Annotated in this window: 16 protein-coding genes and 3 pseudogenes; 6 read left to right on the top strand and 13 right to left on the bottom strand. The window is 46.1% G+C overall.

Annotated elements, in window-relative coordinates:
* Nucleotides 1–50: 50 nt before the first annotated feature.
* Entirely contained in the window at nt 51–701 is a 651-nt protein-coding gene (locus tag U0008_RS10225) for a riboflavin synthase (protein WP_025801236.1), read from the top strand.
* 52 nt (nt 702–753) lie between these two features.
* On the opposite strand, the gene U0008_RS10230 is transcribed toward U0008_RS10225, so the two are convergent.
* Nucleotides 754–1,170 (bottom strand): hypothetical protein, encoded by a 417-nt coding sequence (locus tag U0008_RS10230; RefSeq protein WP_038502184.1) that lies wholly within the window; start codon nt 1,168–1,170, stop codon nt 754–756.
* A 63-nt stretch (nt 1,171–1,233) separates the two neighbouring features.
* The gene (locus tag U0008_RS10235) at nt 1,234–2,421 is read right to left on the bottom strand and encodes a YadA C-terminal domain-containing protein (protein WP_051874134.1); all 1,188 of its coding nucleotides are present in this window, start codon (nt 2,419–2,421) and stop codon (nt 1,234–1,236) included.
* A gap of 425 nt (nt 2,422–2,846) precedes the next feature.
* Here U0008_RS10235 and U0008_RS10240 point away from each other — a divergent pair, with 425 nt between their 5' ends.
* Nucleotides 2,847–3,059: a hypothetical protein gene (locus U0008_RS10240; protein WP_131000442.1), complete on the top strand. Its 213-nt coding sequence runs from the start codon at nt 2,847–2,849 to the stop codon at nt 3,057–3,059.
* A gap of 111 nt (nt 3,060–3,170) precedes the next feature.
* On the opposite strand, the pseudogene U0008_RS10245 reads toward U0008_RS10240, so the two are convergent.
* Nucleotides 3,171–3,695, bottom strand: a pseudogene (locus U0008_RS10245) (MFS transporter); the annotation flags it as partial.
* Nucleotides 3,696–4,595: 900 nt separating this feature from the next.
* On the opposite strand from U0008_RS10245, the gene U0008_RS10250 reads away from it, so the two are divergent.
* Nucleotides 4,596–4,766: a hypothetical protein gene (locus U0008_RS10250; protein WP_155273774.1), complete on the top strand. Its 171-nt coding sequence runs from the start codon at nt 4,596–4,598 to the stop codon at nt 4,764–4,766.
* A gap of 279 nt (nt 4,767–5,045) precedes the next feature.
* Here the strand turns inward: U0008_RS10250 and U0008_RS10255 are convergent, their stop codons facing one another.
* From U0008_RS10255 to U0008_RS10265, 3 genes and pseudogenes are all read right to left on the bottom strand, one after another.
* A complete protein-coding gene (locus U0008_RS10255; protein WP_248298857.1) occupies nt 5,046–5,336 on the bottom strand; it encodes a DUF1493 family protein in 291 nt (96 codons plus the stop codon).
* A 38-nt stretch (nt 5,337–5,374) separates the two neighbouring features.
* Entirely contained in the window at nt 5,375–5,842 is a 468-nt protein-coding gene (locus tag U0008_RS10260; protein WP_043493103.1) for an STM2901 family protein, read from the bottom strand.
* Nucleotides 5,843–5,893: 51 nt separating this feature from the next.
* Nucleotides 5,894–6,254 (bottom strand): annotated as a pseudogene (locus U0008_RS10265) (type VI secretion system tube protein Hcp); the annotation flags it as partial.
* A gap of 160 nt (nt 6,255–6,414) precedes the next feature.
* On the opposite strand from U0008_RS10265, the gene U0008_RS10270 reads away from it, so the two are divergent.
* Nucleotides 6,415–6,693, top strand: a complete 279-nt coding sequence (locus U0008_RS10270; RefSeq protein WP_043493105.1) for a hypothetical protein — start codon at nt 6,415–6,417, stop codon at nt 6,691–6,693.
* 281 nt (nt 6,694–6,974) lie between these two features.
* Here the strand turns inward: U0008_RS10270 and U0008_RS10275 are convergent.
* Nucleotides 6,975–7,139: pseudogene (locus U0008_RS10275) on the bottom strand (MFS transporter); the annotation flags it as partial.
* Nucleotides 7,140–7,361: 222 nt separating this feature from the next.
* On the opposite strand from U0008_RS10275, the gene kdgR reads away from it, so the two are divergent.
* Complete coding sequence (kdgR, locus tag U0008_RS10280) at nt 7,362–8,150, top strand: DNA-binding transcriptional regulator KdgR (protein WP_040045028.1); 789 nt, start codon at nt 7,362–7,364, stop codon at nt 8,148–8,150.
* 67 nt (nt 8,151–8,217) lie between these two features.
* Here the strand turns inward: kdgR and U0008_RS10285 are convergent, their stop codons facing one another.
* The 3 genes from U0008_RS10285 to hxpB form a co-directional block, all read right to left on the bottom strand.
* Entirely contained in the window at nt 8,218–9,609 is a 1,392-nt protein-coding gene (locus tag U0008_RS10285) for an L-cystine transporter (RefSeq protein ID WP_043493107.1), read from the bottom strand.
* A gap of 245 nt (nt 9,610–9,854) precedes the next feature.
* Nucleotides 9,855–10,397, bottom strand: a complete 543-nt coding sequence (locus U0008_RS10290) for a metal-dependent hydrolase (RefSeq protein ID WP_043493108.1) — start codon at nt 10,395–10,397, stop codon at nt 9,855–9,857.
* A gap of 149 nt (nt 10,398–10,546) precedes the next feature.
* The gene (gene hxpB / locus U0008_RS10295) at nt 10,547–11,209 is read right to left on the bottom strand and encodes a hexitol phosphatase HxpB (protein ID WP_043493110.1); all 663 of its coding nucleotides are present in this window, start codon (nt 11,207–11,209) and stop codon (nt 10,547–10,549) included.
* Nucleotides 11,210–11,489: 280 nt separating this feature from the next.
* On the opposite strand from hxpB, the gene U0008_RS10300 reads away from it, so the two are divergent.
* On the top strand, nt 11,490–12,035 hold the full coding sequence (locus tag U0008_RS10300; protein WP_043493111.1) for a YniB family protein: 546 nt from the start codon (nt 11,490–11,492) through the stop codon (nt 12,033–12,035).
* A gap of 68 nt (nt 12,036–12,103) precedes the next feature.
* On the opposite strand, the gene U0008_RS10305 is transcribed toward U0008_RS10300, so the two are convergent.
* The 3 genes from U0008_RS10305 to ghoS form a co-directional block, all read right to left on the bottom strand.
* Entirely contained in the window at nt 12,104–13,042 is a 939-nt protein-coding gene (locus U0008_RS10305) for a DUF1266 domain-containing protein (protein WP_131000443.1), read from the bottom strand.
* Between the two features lie 406 nt (nt 13,043–13,448).
* A complete protein-coding gene (locus U0008_RS10310; RefSeq protein ID WP_043493116.1) occupies nt 13,449–14,321 on the bottom strand; it encodes a fructosamine kinase family protein in 873 nt (290 codons plus the stop codon).
* A gap of 287 nt (nt 14,322–14,608) precedes the next feature.
* Nucleotides 14,609–14,929, bottom strand: coding sequence for a type V toxin-antitoxin system endoribonuclease antitoxin GhoS (ghoS, locus tag U0008_RS10315; protein ID WP_025801248.1), 321 nt, complete (start codon nt 14,927–14,929; stop codon nt 14,609–14,611).
* Nucleotides 14,930–15,090 lie beyond the last annotated feature (161 nt).

Here is a 15,090-nt window from a genome sequence, read left to right on the forward strand (position 1 = left end):
AACTGCTAGATAATTGTTTTCGAAAAGACATTATTGCAGAGGCATCATTTATGTTTACCGGTATTGTTCAGGGCACCGCTCCCGTCGTGTCCATTGATGAAAAATCAAATTTTCGTACTCATGTAGTTAAATTTCCGCAGGAGTTATTGCCCGATCTTGAGCTCGGTGCGTCCGTTGCTCACAACGGCTGTTGTTTGACCGTGACGAAAGTGGAAGGCGACCTGGTTAGCTTTGATTTGATGAAAGAAACGCTGCGCATCACCAATCTGGGCGATGTGACGGTAGGTAGCGTGGTGAATCTGGAGCGAGCAGCGAAGTTTAGTGATGAAATCGGCGGGCATTTAATGTCTGGCCATATCATCTGTACTGCTGAAATCGTTAAAATCCTGACCTCAGAGAACAATCGTCAGATTTGGTTCAAAATGCCTAATCCTGAGCTGATGAAGTACGTATTGCACAAAGGTTTTATCGGTATCGACGGTATTAGTTTGACTATCGGCGAGGTAACGAAGAGCCGTTTTTGCGTGCATTTGATCCCAGAAACTCTGCAACGCACCACGCTTGGCGTGAAACGTCTGGGCGACAAAGTGAATATTGAGATCGATCCGCAAACTCAAGCCGTAGTTGATACGGTGGAACGCGTATTGGCCAGCCGAGACGCAGCATTGCAAGTGGCTATGAAAGCTGATTCTGTGGCTTGATCATGTAAAATACGTAGCCGGATGCTGTTTTCACCTCATCCGGCTTTTAACCTTACTTCAAATAGCCTTTAAACTGACGATTCTCCATCAGCGCCACTTTTCCCTTGGTATAAAAAATTACCTGATAGTTTCCCTGTGAATACACCGACGCATCGGCATTTTTTTCATCTAATGCTGCAGGTTTACCATCGACGGTGACAATACCATCAGCGCCACGCTTGACCGTTACGCCATAGCCGGTTTTAACCACCGACTTATGCGTTGCTTGAGCATACTGCTTCTGCGCGTTTTCTAGCGCCTGCTTTTCTGCCGCCGAGTTGATCGCGTTTTCTCTGCTTTGCTCTGCGATATAGCAGGCGTCTTTGCTGATGCCCTGAGACTCACATTTCGCCATGCGGTCTGCTGGGGATGAGCAGCTCGCTAGCAGTCCAACTGCAATGCCAACCAGCAATAATTTTTGTGCTTTCATCATTTCTCTCCACTCATCGGGGATGGGACATCCCCAATACTGTTAATCATAGCCTGTAGATAGTTACCAGCCGACGGATACACCCGCGCCGTAGCCAACGTTATCTTGTGAATCATCAGAGACTGTCAGTTTAACCACGCTATTTGAGGTGGCATGAAATGAGGCACCCACGGCAATGGCGTTCTCATTGTCATAACCACCAACGCCAGCGCCAACGGCAAACTGCTGGTTCTCTGTTACCTGAGGGATATTAGCTTGGGCAAAGGCAGCACTCACTCCTGCCGAGGCTTGTTTCTTATTCTCATCAATACGTGAATCTTGTGATGACTGATGCTGCTCAACCGAATCTAAACGCTGAGCGTTTGCCCTTATTGCAGCGCTGTTTTCAGCGTTACGACGATGGTTTTCAGCAATATTTCTGTTGTCGACATTGAATTGCTGAGCGTCGTATCGCGCTGTGTCTGCCATGCTATTAAGGATAAATATCTGTCTTTTGTTAAGTTGCTTATCCAGTGAATTATCTGTTTCAGTGCTGGTTGTTGTTTTATATGGGGCTGCGGTTGTATTTCTGCCAACAACTTCGGTGGCTGAAGTATTTGGCCGATGCGTTTCACCGTAATAAACCGGTTTGGTAGCGTCAGTTTTGACAACGTATTGCGGAGTGCCGGTGTGCTTATCTGCATAGTTGGCAACGGGCGACGTATTCGGCCGATGTGTTTCACCGTAATACACCGGTTTGGTAGCGTCGGTTTTAATCACGTATTGCGGTGTACCGGTGTGCTTATCTGCATAGTTGGCAACGGGCGACGTATTTGGCCGATGCGTTTCACCGTAATAAACCGGTTTGGTAGTGTCAGTTTTGACAACGTATTGCGGAGTGCCGGTATGTTTGTCTGCATAATTCGGATCAGGCTGTGCGACAGTTTGCTTCGCTATTTCTGCCTCATCAGACTCAAACTGCGGGATCCAGAACGTCTGCAAATCATAGTTGTGGCTATCGAGCAGATTATGAGCGGTCTGATTGCTGCTGCCTATGTTGGTCGTCGGTGAGTCAACAAAGGTGGCTTTAGATGCTGAGGAATAGTCGAATAAGGGGTCATTAATTTTATGATTGTCGAGTACCCATTGTCTGAAGGCGATGGCCTCCGCTGATGAACCGCCTAGTGCGTCAGTTAAGGTTAAACTAGCATTTGCTGCGCCAGCGATAGAAAAAGTAATAGCCGCAGCGATAAAAGTTATTTTGCGATTCATAGATAGATTGACCTAAAAATAAATATGTTCGTTATGGTGTTTAAGTAAGCGTTATATTGTTCCTGTTAGAGTGGAATTTATGTGCATATAAAAATCCTATCAATACTTATTTTTCATTCAACAAAAAGATAACAATGTTTTTTGTTCTTGTTGAGTTGGTTTATATGTTCTCATTAAGAGAATTCGGTGTTCTTGATACTGGCAAGTTATTGTATCGATGAGATTCGTTAAGATGAAAAACTTTCAGGATCATCAAGGGTTTGATAAAATAGTAAAACCAGATTTTTAACCTATTAGGAACAAATTTAGTGAACGAATTCACTCGAATTTTTAACGATTTAGACATAGATAAGACCGAACTGACGATGTTGCTTAATACCCCTCGGAACACTATTTTCAATTATCTAAAGGGGTCGGTAACTAATATGCCTGCCAGCGCGGTTACCTTGATAACGCTTTTGGCATTTATTAAACAGCATCATCCAAGGGCATTTGAGGAGTGGGGAGAGGTCACGCGCTACAACAAGAATCAGGAAAAAAGGGACGGAAATACGCTGTCACTGTTCGATATCATCAATGACGAAGTGCTTTTGCAGGGTATCGTTCGCCACGGTGAACTGAGAGGATTCATCAAGTAAGAAGAGTCACAACCGAGCTGATAAGCATCAAAGCACCCCATTGCGTTGTTTGGCGATGATTCTTATCATTTTGGTAGGGAACCCATCAGGGTTCCCTTTTTTATGCGTATTTTACTGAGAGACTGGTTTCGGTTGGCGAATGCGTAAGCTGCTGACAATCGCGGCACAAAGGGCAAATAGGGCACCCAGCAGTAATGACGAGTGCGTACCCAGATCGCCAAACAGATTGAACATCAGCGCCACCAGCGCGGCTCCGCTGGTTTGCCCCAGCAGGCGAGCAGTTCCTAGCATCCCACTGGCACCACCGCTACGATGACGCGGCGCAGAAGAGATCATGGTGTGGTTGTTCGGTGATTGGAAAATGCCAAAACCCGCACCACAGAGTGCCATTCGCCAGATGATATCGATGTTCGTTGGATCTGAAGGCAGCAATGCCAGCGACAGCAACCCAATGGCGAACAGCATTAAGCCAATACTCCCCAACAGTCCAGCGTTAAAGCGCTCAAGCAAACGCCCAGCAATCGGAGCCATTATCATGGTGGCGATAGGCCAAGGCGTAAGCAGTAGACCGGTCATCACTTCTGTTTTGCCAAGTACCGTTTGCAGGAAAAACGGTAACGAAACGAATGCCAGCATTCAAGAACGAGGCTGTGTTGGGTGTACTCAGATCGCGGTCTAATAAGAAGCCTCCTGTTGCTAGTTATTACCCGCAGGTGATACCACTTGAGCTATGGAACTAGGTGACGAAGCGTTAGTTTGCTGCAGCAACAAATATCTTCCGTGGGTATATTGACTGTTAGTGCTGCAACCGTCGAATGACAATCAACGGAGTAAGACCAGATTTCACAGGATCTATCGCATGTCGCAGTGCTCGAATTGGACTATGTACCGCGCTCACTTACTCGATGATGACGTGTGAATATGCTGTCATTGGTTGCATGTTTGTTCATTTGGTAAAGGTGGGACTGAATACTGGTGTGAGTGACAGTATCTCTAAGTTGACAATCGAACGTGACGCGCTTCTTCTGGAACTGGCCAACTATACCGCATCCATTGTAACAGCATCAGTAAGTGTCATAGCGCTTCTGGTTGGAAATCTGGATAAAGCAACTCAACGCCTCGGTAAAGTCACTGAGAGATCCAGCAGCTACAGCAGCAGGTGAAGAAGATCAGCAAGTTCAGTCTTGAAGGATTGGATCTTACAGTGAAGATCGACCGTTAAAAAGCTCGTGACATCATCCCCGGCCACATCGCGAAGATTTTCTTGAACACAAAGACGAAGACGGGTGATGTCCGGCTTCGTAATGGTAATGCTGTTATCGGTTTCGACCTTGAGAATCCATCACCAAACCTCGTTACTCTTAACGTGTGGTTGATGGTTCTGACTTTCGTACTCAGGAGATTGAAGAAGTCACTGGGCAGAAATTGCCATTGGTGTTTGTCGCAGGTTCAAGCAAGGAAGCCAAACAGCAGAACTTTGAAGGTTGGCCTGAAGTAGAAATCCGGTTATCCAAATTCTGACGAGGATAAGCAACCATGAGCAGCGATTTTGACGAGTACGCACAGATGATGGATATGAATACACGTAATCTACAGAAATGGATTGATATGCTTTGTAAAAAAGAAGAGAAAATACCGTATCAACTCACTGAAAGAACTGTGTGCACAGATGAACGTGGTGATCGTTTCGTTATGGATGACCGCTAAAGAATTTACTTCGAGGATGAAGACGAGTGATGTTTAACAGGATCTCATAAAAAGATCTGTTTAAGAGAAGAGGAAGGGAACTGTTAAGTGAAAACCCACTTATTATAGATTCACATGTTGTCAAGTATCCGTGCAATTATGATCTGTTATAACATAGAAAATCATTATTCTATTTTGTAATGATGATTTAAACGCTCTCAGAAGATCTCTGTGAGGCGACGTATCGGACATGGTAGGGAAGAGATCTCTTCTCACAATGGGATATAGCATGCTTCTCGCTCAGTCGTAAAGCCAGACCCCCGCTTTTGCAGACTCAATGATCATCTCTATGGTAAGCGGTTTGATATCAGGTTCTGGTGATGGTCGTTTTTGCCAGAATGGGTATTCGTATTCGAAGTAGTTTCTTCCATCAAATCCAGAATGCTCTATGTTGAAATGTTCGAACACGTCAGTCAGGAAGTCATGTGCATCTTCTGGTAGAAACTGGAAATCGGCAGAGAGAGTCCATTCCTTCGTGGCCTGCTTCAGTTCAGGTCTATACCATCGTTTGCGAATCGGGTAACGTTCCATAATGTACCCGATAACCTCTGTTTCATAATCCCTATCCATCAGAAGGAAGTCCACTGTATACGATCGGATGGTCTTGCTATGAGATTGTATTTGTCACGGGTACGTTTGGCGACAAGCTGAACGGTGATGATTAATTCAGCGTACCCTACAAACGGAAGCCAGCGGCCTAAGAAGGTTGCAATCTTATTTGTGGGAACCATCTTGAGTTTCGACAGTTTACCCATAGGTGCACTTGGTCTCAGTCCGAACGGGAAACGAGCATCTTTGAGAATCTTTCTTGAAACTATAGATGCAACGCTTGTCCCTGGCGTATTCGTTGCTGCTGAGAGTTTCCCTGAAACAGGGATTAAAGGTTGTCCTATCAGAACCATGCTGACACCTTCCGTTGTCATGCCTAATGTGTCTGCAAGCAGTTCAATGAAGATCAGATCAAACAGTTCACCAGGTGTCACATTGGGGTGTCCGTGATAAAAGTATGTTCCATTCGTTTCTTCAGTGGTGTCCATTTCCTAATACTCCGTTGTTAAGCTCTTAGGCGCTCGTTCCATGCGTCAGAGAAGGTGATTGTTGTTATTGTCACCTAGTGTAGCGATTGAAGGTAAGACCGAAACAATGCGAACACCTTCAAGCAATATATTGAAATACTCAACTTCCTGATAAGCATCGTTGGTCTTGTAGAATTTAAACTCTACTTTCTCCAGAGATTGACCTGTGGCAACGGCTTATAAAGATATGTCTGGAGTAGTCGAACTCTTTCACGATCGGCAGTGGTGAGTGTATACGCTTGCCTGTGAGTATAGAAAGGTTGTGCTGGAAGCCTTTGAACTTAATTGAGAACTCACGGTTCTGAACGCCACAGCCATCTTTAATGAATGCGCTACCGTCATCATACGGCCACATATTGCCTGATATTGCTATTTCCTGATCTCTCATGATTGTTATGGAAATAAAACCATCAGGAAGTCTAAAGATTCCGGGGTGATTAGTAAACGTATAATTGTAACCAAGTTATTGAATTTAATGATACTTAAATCAAATTTAAACTGTGGTGAAACTGCAGTTATGGAGGGGTTTTATTGTGACGAAAGAGTTCACTGATCTGGATTTTGAGAACTACATCAAGGTTGAGCATGGTTATCTGATACTTCCTGAGCCAGATGAAAGTTCCTTTGTTTCAAACCTGAGTGTTGAGGGTTTTGCGAGGATAGATGCAGCAGCACGATATAAGCCTTGCTTGCAGCAGATGATCGATGTGTTTAAAGAACAACATGTCTATGGTATTAGAATACTCATCATTAAGTGTTTGCTTGATAATATGCAGAAGTTGGAAGTGCTGCTTGAAACAACGAATGATTGACTTTTCAGTGTTAAAGAATGAACCACTTAACAGGTTTTTTAAGACTTCTATTAAGTTGTATTCAGTTTTGGCTATTTATCTAAGGCAAGCATGGCTTCACAGCCACCATTTACCCATGCCATCGAATAGTAAAACTGACCTGACATATTGTCAGGGGCATAATTTGCTTCTGCCCTCATGTTTTGGAGTTTCTGGGTGTAATTAGCGAGAAGGGCATACACGAAACGATCAGCATTAGAGGACATCTTTGCTACAGCGTCGAGATTACCGCCAATCTTACCCCACACCGACGTTGCGGCAGAGGCGTTAAGATCGCGGGCAATAGTAGGAAGGGCGACGTTAGCAATAGCGCCATCAAGTACCGCGACGGTGATACCGAGTGCAATGGCTAAAATTGCGCCGTATCGTTGAGGCAGTGGAACGCCATCAGTTGTGGTTGATTTCATTCGGCAACAATCGTTAAGAGTTTATTAGTCAGTGGCGGAACTATAACTTTTATTACCACTTGAGACTACCGTCACATTTAGCTTTGTTTGTAACAAAGGATCTAGCGTGCGGAAACGGTTAACCACCTGATTACCCTGTTTAACAGGCTGTATTTCGGTAGCTGTTCCTTTTATAATGAAACATAGGTTCGATTTAATCATCTGATAGGGTAAAGAAATACAATGTCAACAGATATAGATAAACAACCCGATTCGGTCTCTTCTGTACTTAAAGTGTTTGGGATTTTACAAGCGCTCACCGAAGAGCGCGAAATAGGCATCACTGAGCTGTCCCAGCGCGTCATGATGTCGAAAAGCACCGTCTATCGTTTTCTGCAAACCATGAAGTCTCTCGGCTATGTTTCGCAGGAGAGTGAATCAGAGAAATACTCACTCACGCTCAAACTGTTTGAACTGGGCGCGCACGCTTTACAAAACGTCGATTTAATCCGCAGCGCTGATATTGAAATGCGTGAGCTTTCACGTTTAACCCGTGAAACTATTCACCTTGGCGCTTTGGATGAAGATGGGATTGTCTACATTCATAAAATTGACTCAATGTACAACCTGCGTATGTATTCGCGCATTGGTCGTCGTAATCCGCTGCACACCACTGCGATTGGCAAAGTGCTGCTGGCTTGGCGCGATCGTAGTGAAGCAGAAGAAATCATCAGTCAGATTGAGTTTAAGCGTAGCACCGATAAAACGATCCTCACTCCAGAAGCGTTGCTGGCGGCGCTTGATGTGGTGAAAGAGCAAGGCTTTGGTGAAGATATCGAAGAACAGGAAGAAGGGCTGCGCTGTATCGCTGTACCTGTTTTCGACCGCTTTGGCGTGGTGATTGCTGGGCTGAGTATTTCATTCCCTACGATCCGCTTCTCAGAAGATGCTAAACACGAATACGTGAAGATGCTGCATACCGCAGCGCGTAATATTTCTGAGCAGCTGGGCTATCACGATTATCCGTTCTAATTAATCGCGGATAGGAAATATAAAAGGGAGCCAATGGCTCCCTTTTTTGTCTATTAAGCGAGCTTACTTACTGATGTGCCAGCTCGGCTTCTTCTTCAGAATCAAACACGCTCTTATCCGTTTGACGTAGGATTTGGCTGGTGATAGTGCCTGCCGCCATTGAACCATTCACGTTCAACGCGGTGCGTCCCATATCAATCAGCGGTTCTACAGAGATAAGCAGCGCCACTAACGTAACCGGTAATCCCATCGCCGGTAAGACGATCAGTGCGGCAAATGTTGCACCGCCGCCAACGCCCGCAACACCTGCGGAGCTCACGGTGACAATACCCACCAGCGTCGCAATCCACAGCGGATCGAGCGGGTTAATCCCGACGGTTGGCGCAACCATCACCGCCAACATTGCGGGATAAAGCCCCGCACAACCGTTCTGACCAATCGTAGCACCGAAGGATGCTGAGAAACTGGCGATAGATTCAGGTACGCCGATACGGAGGGTTTGTGCTTCCACGTTCAATGGAATGCTGGCCGCGCTAGAACGGCTGGTGAAGGCGAATGTCAGAACCGGCCAGACTTTGCGGAAGAATTTTATTGGGTTAATACCGGTGAACGACAGCAGTAAACCGTGCACCACAAACATGATCGCCAAGCCAAGATAGGACGCAACCACGAAGCTACCTAGCTTGATGATGTCGTGCATGTTTGAACCAGCAACCACCTTAGTCATCAGCGCCAGTACGCCGTAGGGCGTCAGCTTCATGATTTGGCGAACTAATTTCATTACCAGCGATTGTAAAGTGTCGATAGCGGTTAGAACGCGCTTACCTTTAACTTCATCATCTTTCAGCAGCTGCAGCGCCGCGGTTCCCAAAATTGCCGCAAAAATAACTACGCTGATAATAGACGTAGGGCTTGCGCCGGTTAGGTCGGCAAACGGGTTTTTAGGGATGAACGACAGCACCAGTTGAGGAACGCTCAGATCCGAGACTTTGCTGGCATAGTTGGTATTGATTGCTGCCAGGCGTGCGGTTTCTTGTACGCCTTGAACTAAACCTTCCGCCGTTAAGCCAAACAGGTTAGTCACAAACACCCCAACCAACGCCGCGATCATTGTGGTGAACAGCAGAGTGCCGATAGAAAGGAAGCTGATTTTTCCCAGCGATGACGCATTGTGCAGTTTAGCCACGGCGCTCAAGATAGACACGAGTACCAGCGGCATGACGATCATTTGTAGCAGCTGTACGTAGCCGTTTCCAACGATATTAAACCAGCTAATTGAATCTTTGAGTACCGGATTGTCTGAACCGTAAACCAGCTGCAGCCCTAAACCAAACAGGACACCCATAAATAAGCCCACTAAAACTTTTTTAGCGAGGCTCCATTTTGTACGACGTGTCTGCGCCAGCAGCAATAATAATGCTACAAACACCAGCACGTTAATCACGAGCGGTAGGTTCATCCCAATCTCCATCCCATTTCTAATATATGTTTTTATACGTTTCTGCGTGCCCTAAGGACGCCGAGGCCTCGTTGGGCTCGTGCGGCCTATGCTAAAACGTGATTATCTTAATCAATGCTATATATGCTAACAGCACCATACGCGTGATGCTTATATCCAAAATGAATTTATTATAATTTTTGCAGCGAGTTTGTGTGCTAAACAGTCAAAACGAAGGGTTTGTAACCAAAGCAGTGTGATTTGCATCATAATTTATGACTTACGTATCTGAGCAAATCGTAAAAAGGCATTAAATCGCCGCCCCAATAGAGGGCATAGCCGACAAGAGACATGCACAAGATCCGCTCTAGCTGATTGCCTTTCTGAGAATTGAGTATCGGTAACCGGAAACGCCATCGAATGGGCCACAGTAAAGGAACACCGGCGGGGGTGAGCATATCGGCAAGCAGATGGCTTAGGTATCCGATCACCATGGCGTGCATGGCATCGACGGGTATTCCCAGATAGCTCGGCATTTCACAGTTCAACAGAAAAATGCCGCCGATGACCGCCAGCAGGCTATGTGTAAAACCGCGATGGCCAAACATGCGGGCGATAGGTGACGACAGCCATTTAAGACGCTGGCCAAGCACCGATTTTGGGTGGTCGATATCTGGCCATAGGCAGGTGAGTAACGCGCCGGGGATGATATGCCACCAGTCGCCATGGGCGAGCGCAGGCGTCAATTCCGCTTTTTTAGCGAAAATGGCACAAGCGACAGAAAAAATAAGATGGCCTTCCGCCGTCATGATAAAACTCGCCGAGGGTACTGGTAATTTATCCAGCATATCGGAGTTTTCGCAGGAAGCAAGAGGTGACAGCGTAACAGATGACTGTTTGCTGTATAAATATACATAAAACGGAGCCTAAGGCAGGCTCCGTATGGTTTTAACGTTGATTAAGGCTGAATATTCGCCGCAGTGAGCTCGTTAAGATTGTTTAATTTCACATCGGCTAATGCCCAACGAGGATCGTTAATATTTTCCGGCGCGGGCACAACAATAGAACGCATACGGGCCGCTTTAGTGGCGATCATGCCGTTAAACGAATCTTCGAGTGTCACGCAGTTGAGAGGATCAACGCCAAGCTGCTGAGCGGCGTTCAGATAAACTTCAGGATGCGGCTTGCTATACGGTAACGCTTCCGCTGAAACCACGGCGTCGAAATAGTGGCTGATGCTAAACATCTCTAGCACTTCATTGAGCATATAAAGTGGCGACGCAGAGGCTAAACCGATTTTCATTCCCTGCTGACGACACAGTTTTAGCGCGTGTTCCACACCGGGCAGCAATGGTTTAGTTTCACGAACCAGCTCAATGACGCGGCGAATGATGCGCTCTGTGACTTCTTCTTGGCTGGCACCTTGCCATGGTGTGCGTTGGTACCAAAGCTTCACCACTAAATCGATACGCAGACCTAAGGTTTCAGGAACATCTGCCGCAGCAACGTCGATGCCTAATGAGGTAAATACATCGTGTTCTCCCTGAGTCCACAATGGTTCAGAATCTATCAGTAACCCATCCATATCGAAAATTACGGCTTCAATGCGACTCACAGGCATTCCCTCATCTATGTGGTTTCAGACCGCCTGAACTGATGTTCAGCGTCATAACTTTATTTGCTGTGGTTACTCTAACATTCGCGCTGCTTTTGGTTAAGCCAGTTATACTAATCTAGCCTAAAGTATCAGCAAACCTGACCAATCAATTCAATCAGTTGAGATTGCGGTGAGGGAAACAGCCACGTAAACTGCCGTTATTCAAGGCGATGATTACGCATATGTACCCGTCATATTTCAAGCGACTTAAAGTATGACGGGTATTTCACATTAAGGGGATGGCATGACCTACCAACAAGCCGGTTGGGTTGCGGTGGCAAAACGGATATTCGGTTGGATAGTTTTTATTCCAGCGCTGCTTTCAACCACGGTGTCGATACTTAACTTTCTCTATCAGCATAGCCAAAAGCAAGAAGGGCTTAATGCCGTCATGCTCGATTTTGTGCATGTGATGATTGATATGGTGAAGTTTAATACTCACTTTCTGGATGTGTTCTGGTTCAATTCACCGCAGCCGGTATTAGGGCAGGGATTCACCGGCGGCAATATTATGTTTTGGATCATCTACTGGCTGATTTTCGTGGGGATGGCACTGCAAGCCTCGGGGGCTCGCATGTCACGACAGGTGCGCCATATTCGCGAAGGTATCGAAGACCAGCTGATTCTAGAACAGATGAAAGGAGCAGAAGGGCATTCACGTGAAGCGTTAGAAAAACGCATTGTGCTACCGCGTCATACCATTTTCCTGCAGTTTTTCCCACTGTACATACTGCCAATTATCGTGGCGGTGATCGGGTACTTTATTCTCAAATTGCTGGGTATGCTGTAAGTGTAAAAAGGGGCATGCGTTGAACGCGGCCCCTTTTCGTATTATGGCTATTAGTCAAATTCTATTCTTTATTGCCACATTTCGTTCGCGCTTCTGTCAATTCGCTGATGCATTCTCTTATTAGCCAACAGCCCAAATCCTGTAAGCATGTCGGGTGATAACTCAATGCCAGAAGGAGAAGGCCAGCTCAGTTTTGCGATCGGCCAGCGACAGTATTTTTTGTAGCCATTAAATTGATCTAAGCGAAACTTTGCTATTTTGGGGTTGTTACTCCAGAAGGCATTCCCTAACCGATAGTTGGTATAGAAGTCATCAAAGCTTGCAAATATTTCATAGACGAAATCTGCGGTCTTCAACAGATCTTTCCACGCTTGTGACTCGTCAATCAATCCAGCGCTAAACGCATTGCGGCTCATGACGATTCCACGCCACAGATCAAACCCCCACAGTAAAGCTGGGGGGCGGTTACCAGAGCCTGAATGCAAGCAATCAAGAACATCTTTGGGGGTTACGCCAATTAATTCCGCTAAATGCTGCGATAATTGCTCTGACTTTTTGACTGCTTGAGCAGCAAATAAACGCGAATGCATGCCATTATGCAGCCTTTGTAACATCTTATGATAATCCTGCGCGGTCGCGATCCCCCAGTCATTATCAAGGAGTTGGAGATAACTGCTGGCAGAGGCAAGGGGAAAAAGATTGTAGTGATAGTCATCGTCTTTAACACGCGCCGCCAGCGGGTAATATTCCAACGTTTCACTCCAAAAGCCACAATCATAGAGCTGCACGATATCCAGCCGCAGAGCTTGTCGCTGGGACTGCGCCAACGGAACAAGACCCGCGTGCTGATAGTAACGACGTTGCTGTTGTGCTTGTCCGCTAAGTGTTCGATAAATAATTGCGTTGGCTAACAATAAGCAAATGAGCGTCATGCCCCAGAGGAATAGTGGCGTACTATGTTGCTCTGAGGGTGAAGTGATATAAGCATCAAAATAAAAATGGAGCAAAAGTGCGGTTCCAACGCACGCCCCCCCCAAAAAGAACCCTCAGTTTCCATTTAAGTTGTGGTCTGAAACGCTTCAACTTTTCTTGGCCGGGATGATTTTGCCCAAAAAGGCTATTCCCAGCGCCTGGAAATCCTCGCCAGTTTGGGTGATTTTGCAACAGTTCCTTCATAATGTGTTTTCTTCCTTGGTTATTTCATTTAGGTCACTACCGGTAATCTCTGCATATTTTACGCTTAATTACAGGCTGTGATAATGAGCTAACTAATACTGAAGGGTAAATTTGTTTTGCAGAAGGGAGTTAAAAATGCTGTTGCCAGTGAGTATAAAGCCACCGTTGTATGCGGTGGCTTTTGATATTTTGCGAATTAATCACACTAATAATGAAGCGGGTTTACGTCCAGTCGTATTAAGCCACATCCTTTTCCATCAAACGATCAATGGCCTGAATGGCTGTTTCCAAATGTGGCCCGGCAAACAGATTGCACATGTTCAGTTGATGATAGAGTTGGTAAACAGGCTGACGCTCTATAAATGTCGTCGGCAGGGGCCATACGCTTTGGTAGCCGTCATAAATCTGGGCGGGCAGCAACGAGAATAGCGGCAGCATGGCCAAATCACATTCTCGGTCGCCCCAATAGCAAGCAGGATCGAAAATCACCGGTCCTTGCGCACTGAGCCCCATATTTGCAGGCCAGAGATCGCCGTGTAGCAGTGAAGGCTGCGGCTGGTGGTTGTGTAAGCGTTGCTCAACGGCGGTCACGATGCTGTCGATATCGCCGAAATGAATGCCTTTTTCCGCCGCAAGCTGTAGCTGCCAGCCGATACGTTGTTCAGAAAAGAATTTTGCCCAGCGGCGCTGCCAAGTATTTGGCTGTGGGGAAGTGGAAAGATGGTTATCGTAATCAAAACCAAACTGAGGCTGCTCGCTCCACTGGTGTAAGCGCGCCAGCTGCTGACCGAATAGATAGGCATTGTGCGCATCAAGCGGACGAACTGGCAAATATTCCAGTAGCAAAAAGCTGGCCTCACGCGTAGCGCCAACGCCATAAACCCGCGGCGTTTTTACCGTATGACTGCGTGCTAAGCACGCCAACTGATCGGCCTCAGCTTTAAAATCTTGTAGGAAGTCGGGGGTATCACATTTGATAAAGACCTGACGTTCACCGTCGCTAACACACCACGCCTGATGTACTTCGCCGCCAGGAAGTTCACGTTTTTCGCGGATGGTAAACGTTTGGTCAAAGTGTCCGCTTAATAACTGACTTACAGCTTGCCACATGGTGTACCCCCTATATACCCACCGTATTTCAAGTTGCTGAGTCAGCTTATCGAGGGTCACTCAAGTTTGCTGCCTCACCGTAACTCAAACTATTTTGGGTAGCGTTCGTGAGTAGTCTATTTCCCTATGAATCATTCATGGTCTCAAATGTTCTAGGGCATATATATAGGTGAACATGGTTATGTGATGCTATTTTGACCGTAACCGTTGCGCTGATGAACGTAAAGAACAAAAAAGAGCAATCAGCCAATTTCTGTTAATTACTTGATCTAAAATAAAATGGACAGCTAATGCTGCCCTTTAGATGGATTCCTTGTTGCCCAAAGCTGGGTGAAATATTCGTCGCGTAAAACGGCTTCCACTTCGGGCTCTTGGCCTAGTGCCACTTTTCCTAACGCCTGAGCAAGACGCTCAACGTCACTTTTATCTTGCAGGCTGGTAATCGCGTAGCTATTTGGCCCCAGTTCATGGGGAATTCCGTCAGAATCAGCGACGGTAGTCGCAAATCCCTCCAACATGAGTTGGTTGTTAAGCTTGGCGGTTTCCGCAAGATCGGCCTGCGGATAACTAAAGGTCACTACATAGCAAGCAATAGCCGATTGACTCATGGAGTACCTCGATTGGTGCATTTAACTGAATAATCATAGCCTATAAATAGACGAAAAATGTGTGTAAAAGGGTGAATTGAGCAACAAATCGTAAAAATCAACTAGCCAAAGACCTTTTTTTTCTGGCAACATCCACCACGGACCAACATTCGCAGAGGATC

Origin of the sequence: Hafnia alvei (assembly GCF_034424155.1) — a bacterium.
Taxonomy (GTDB): domain Bacteria; phylum Pseudomonadota; class Gammaproteobacteria; order Enterobacterales; family Enterobacteriaceae; genus Hafnia; species Hafnia alvei.

What these genes read in the sequence shown, in the direction of transcription:
- U0008_RS10230 (WP_038502184.1), bottom strand. Translation starts at nt 1,170, where the DNA reads ATGAAAGCACAAAAATTATTGCTGGTTGGCATTGCAGTTGGACTGCTA.
- U0008_RS10250 (WP_155273774.1), top strand. Translation starts at nt 4,596, where the DNA reads ATGAGCAGCGATTTTGACGAGTACGCACAGATGATGGATATGAATACA.
- U0008_RS10235 (WP_051874134.1), bottom strand. Translation starts at nt 2,421, where the DNA reads ATGAATCGCAAAATAACTTTTATCGCTGCGGCTATTACTTTTTCTATC.
- U0008_RS10310 (WP_043493116.1), bottom strand. Translation starts at nt 14,321, where the DNA reads ATGTGGCAAGCTGTAAGTCAGTTATTAAGCGGACACTTTGACCAAACG.
- hxpB (WP_043493110.1), bottom strand. Translation starts at nt 11,209, where the DNA reads ATGCCTGTGAGTCGCATTGAAGCCGTAATTTTCGATATGGATGGGTTA.
- U0008_RS10225 (WP_025801236.1), top strand. Translation starts at nt 51, where the DNA reads ATGTTTACCGGTATTGTTCAGGGCACCGCTCCCGTCGTGTCCATTGAT.
- U0008_RS10240 (WP_131000442.1), top strand. Translation starts at nt 2,847, where the DNA reads ATGCCTGCCAGCGCGGTTACCTTGATAACGCTTTTGGCATTTATTAAA.
- U0008_RS10285 (WP_043493107.1), bottom strand. Translation starts at nt 9,609, where the DNA reads ATGAACCTACCGCTCGTGATTAACGTGCTGGTGTTTGTAGCATTATTA.
- ghoS (WP_025801248.1), bottom strand. Translation starts at nt 14,929, where the DNA reads ATGAGTCAATCGGCTATTGCTTGCTATGTAGTGACCTTTAGTTATCCG.
- U0008_RS10255 (WP_248298857.1), bottom strand. Translation starts at nt 5,336, where the DNA reads ATGGAACGTTACCCGATTCGCAAACGATGGTATAGACCTGAACTGAAG.
- U0008_RS10300 (WP_043493111.1), top strand. Translation starts at nt 11,490, where the DNA reads ATGACCTACCAACAAGCCGGTTGGGTTGCGGTGGCAAAACGGATATTC.
- kdgR (WP_040045028.1), top strand. Translation starts at nt 7,362, where the DNA reads ATGTCAACAGATATAGATAAACAACCCGATTCGGTCTCTTCTGTACTT.
- U0008_RS10260 (WP_043493103.1), bottom strand. Translation starts at nt 5,842, where the DNA reads ATGGACACCACTGAAGAAACGAATGGAACATACTTTTATCACGGACAC.
- U0008_RS10290 (WP_043493108.1), bottom strand. Translation starts at nt 10,397, where the DNA reads ATGACGGCGGAAGGCCATCTTATTTTTTCTGTCGCTTGTGCCATTTTC.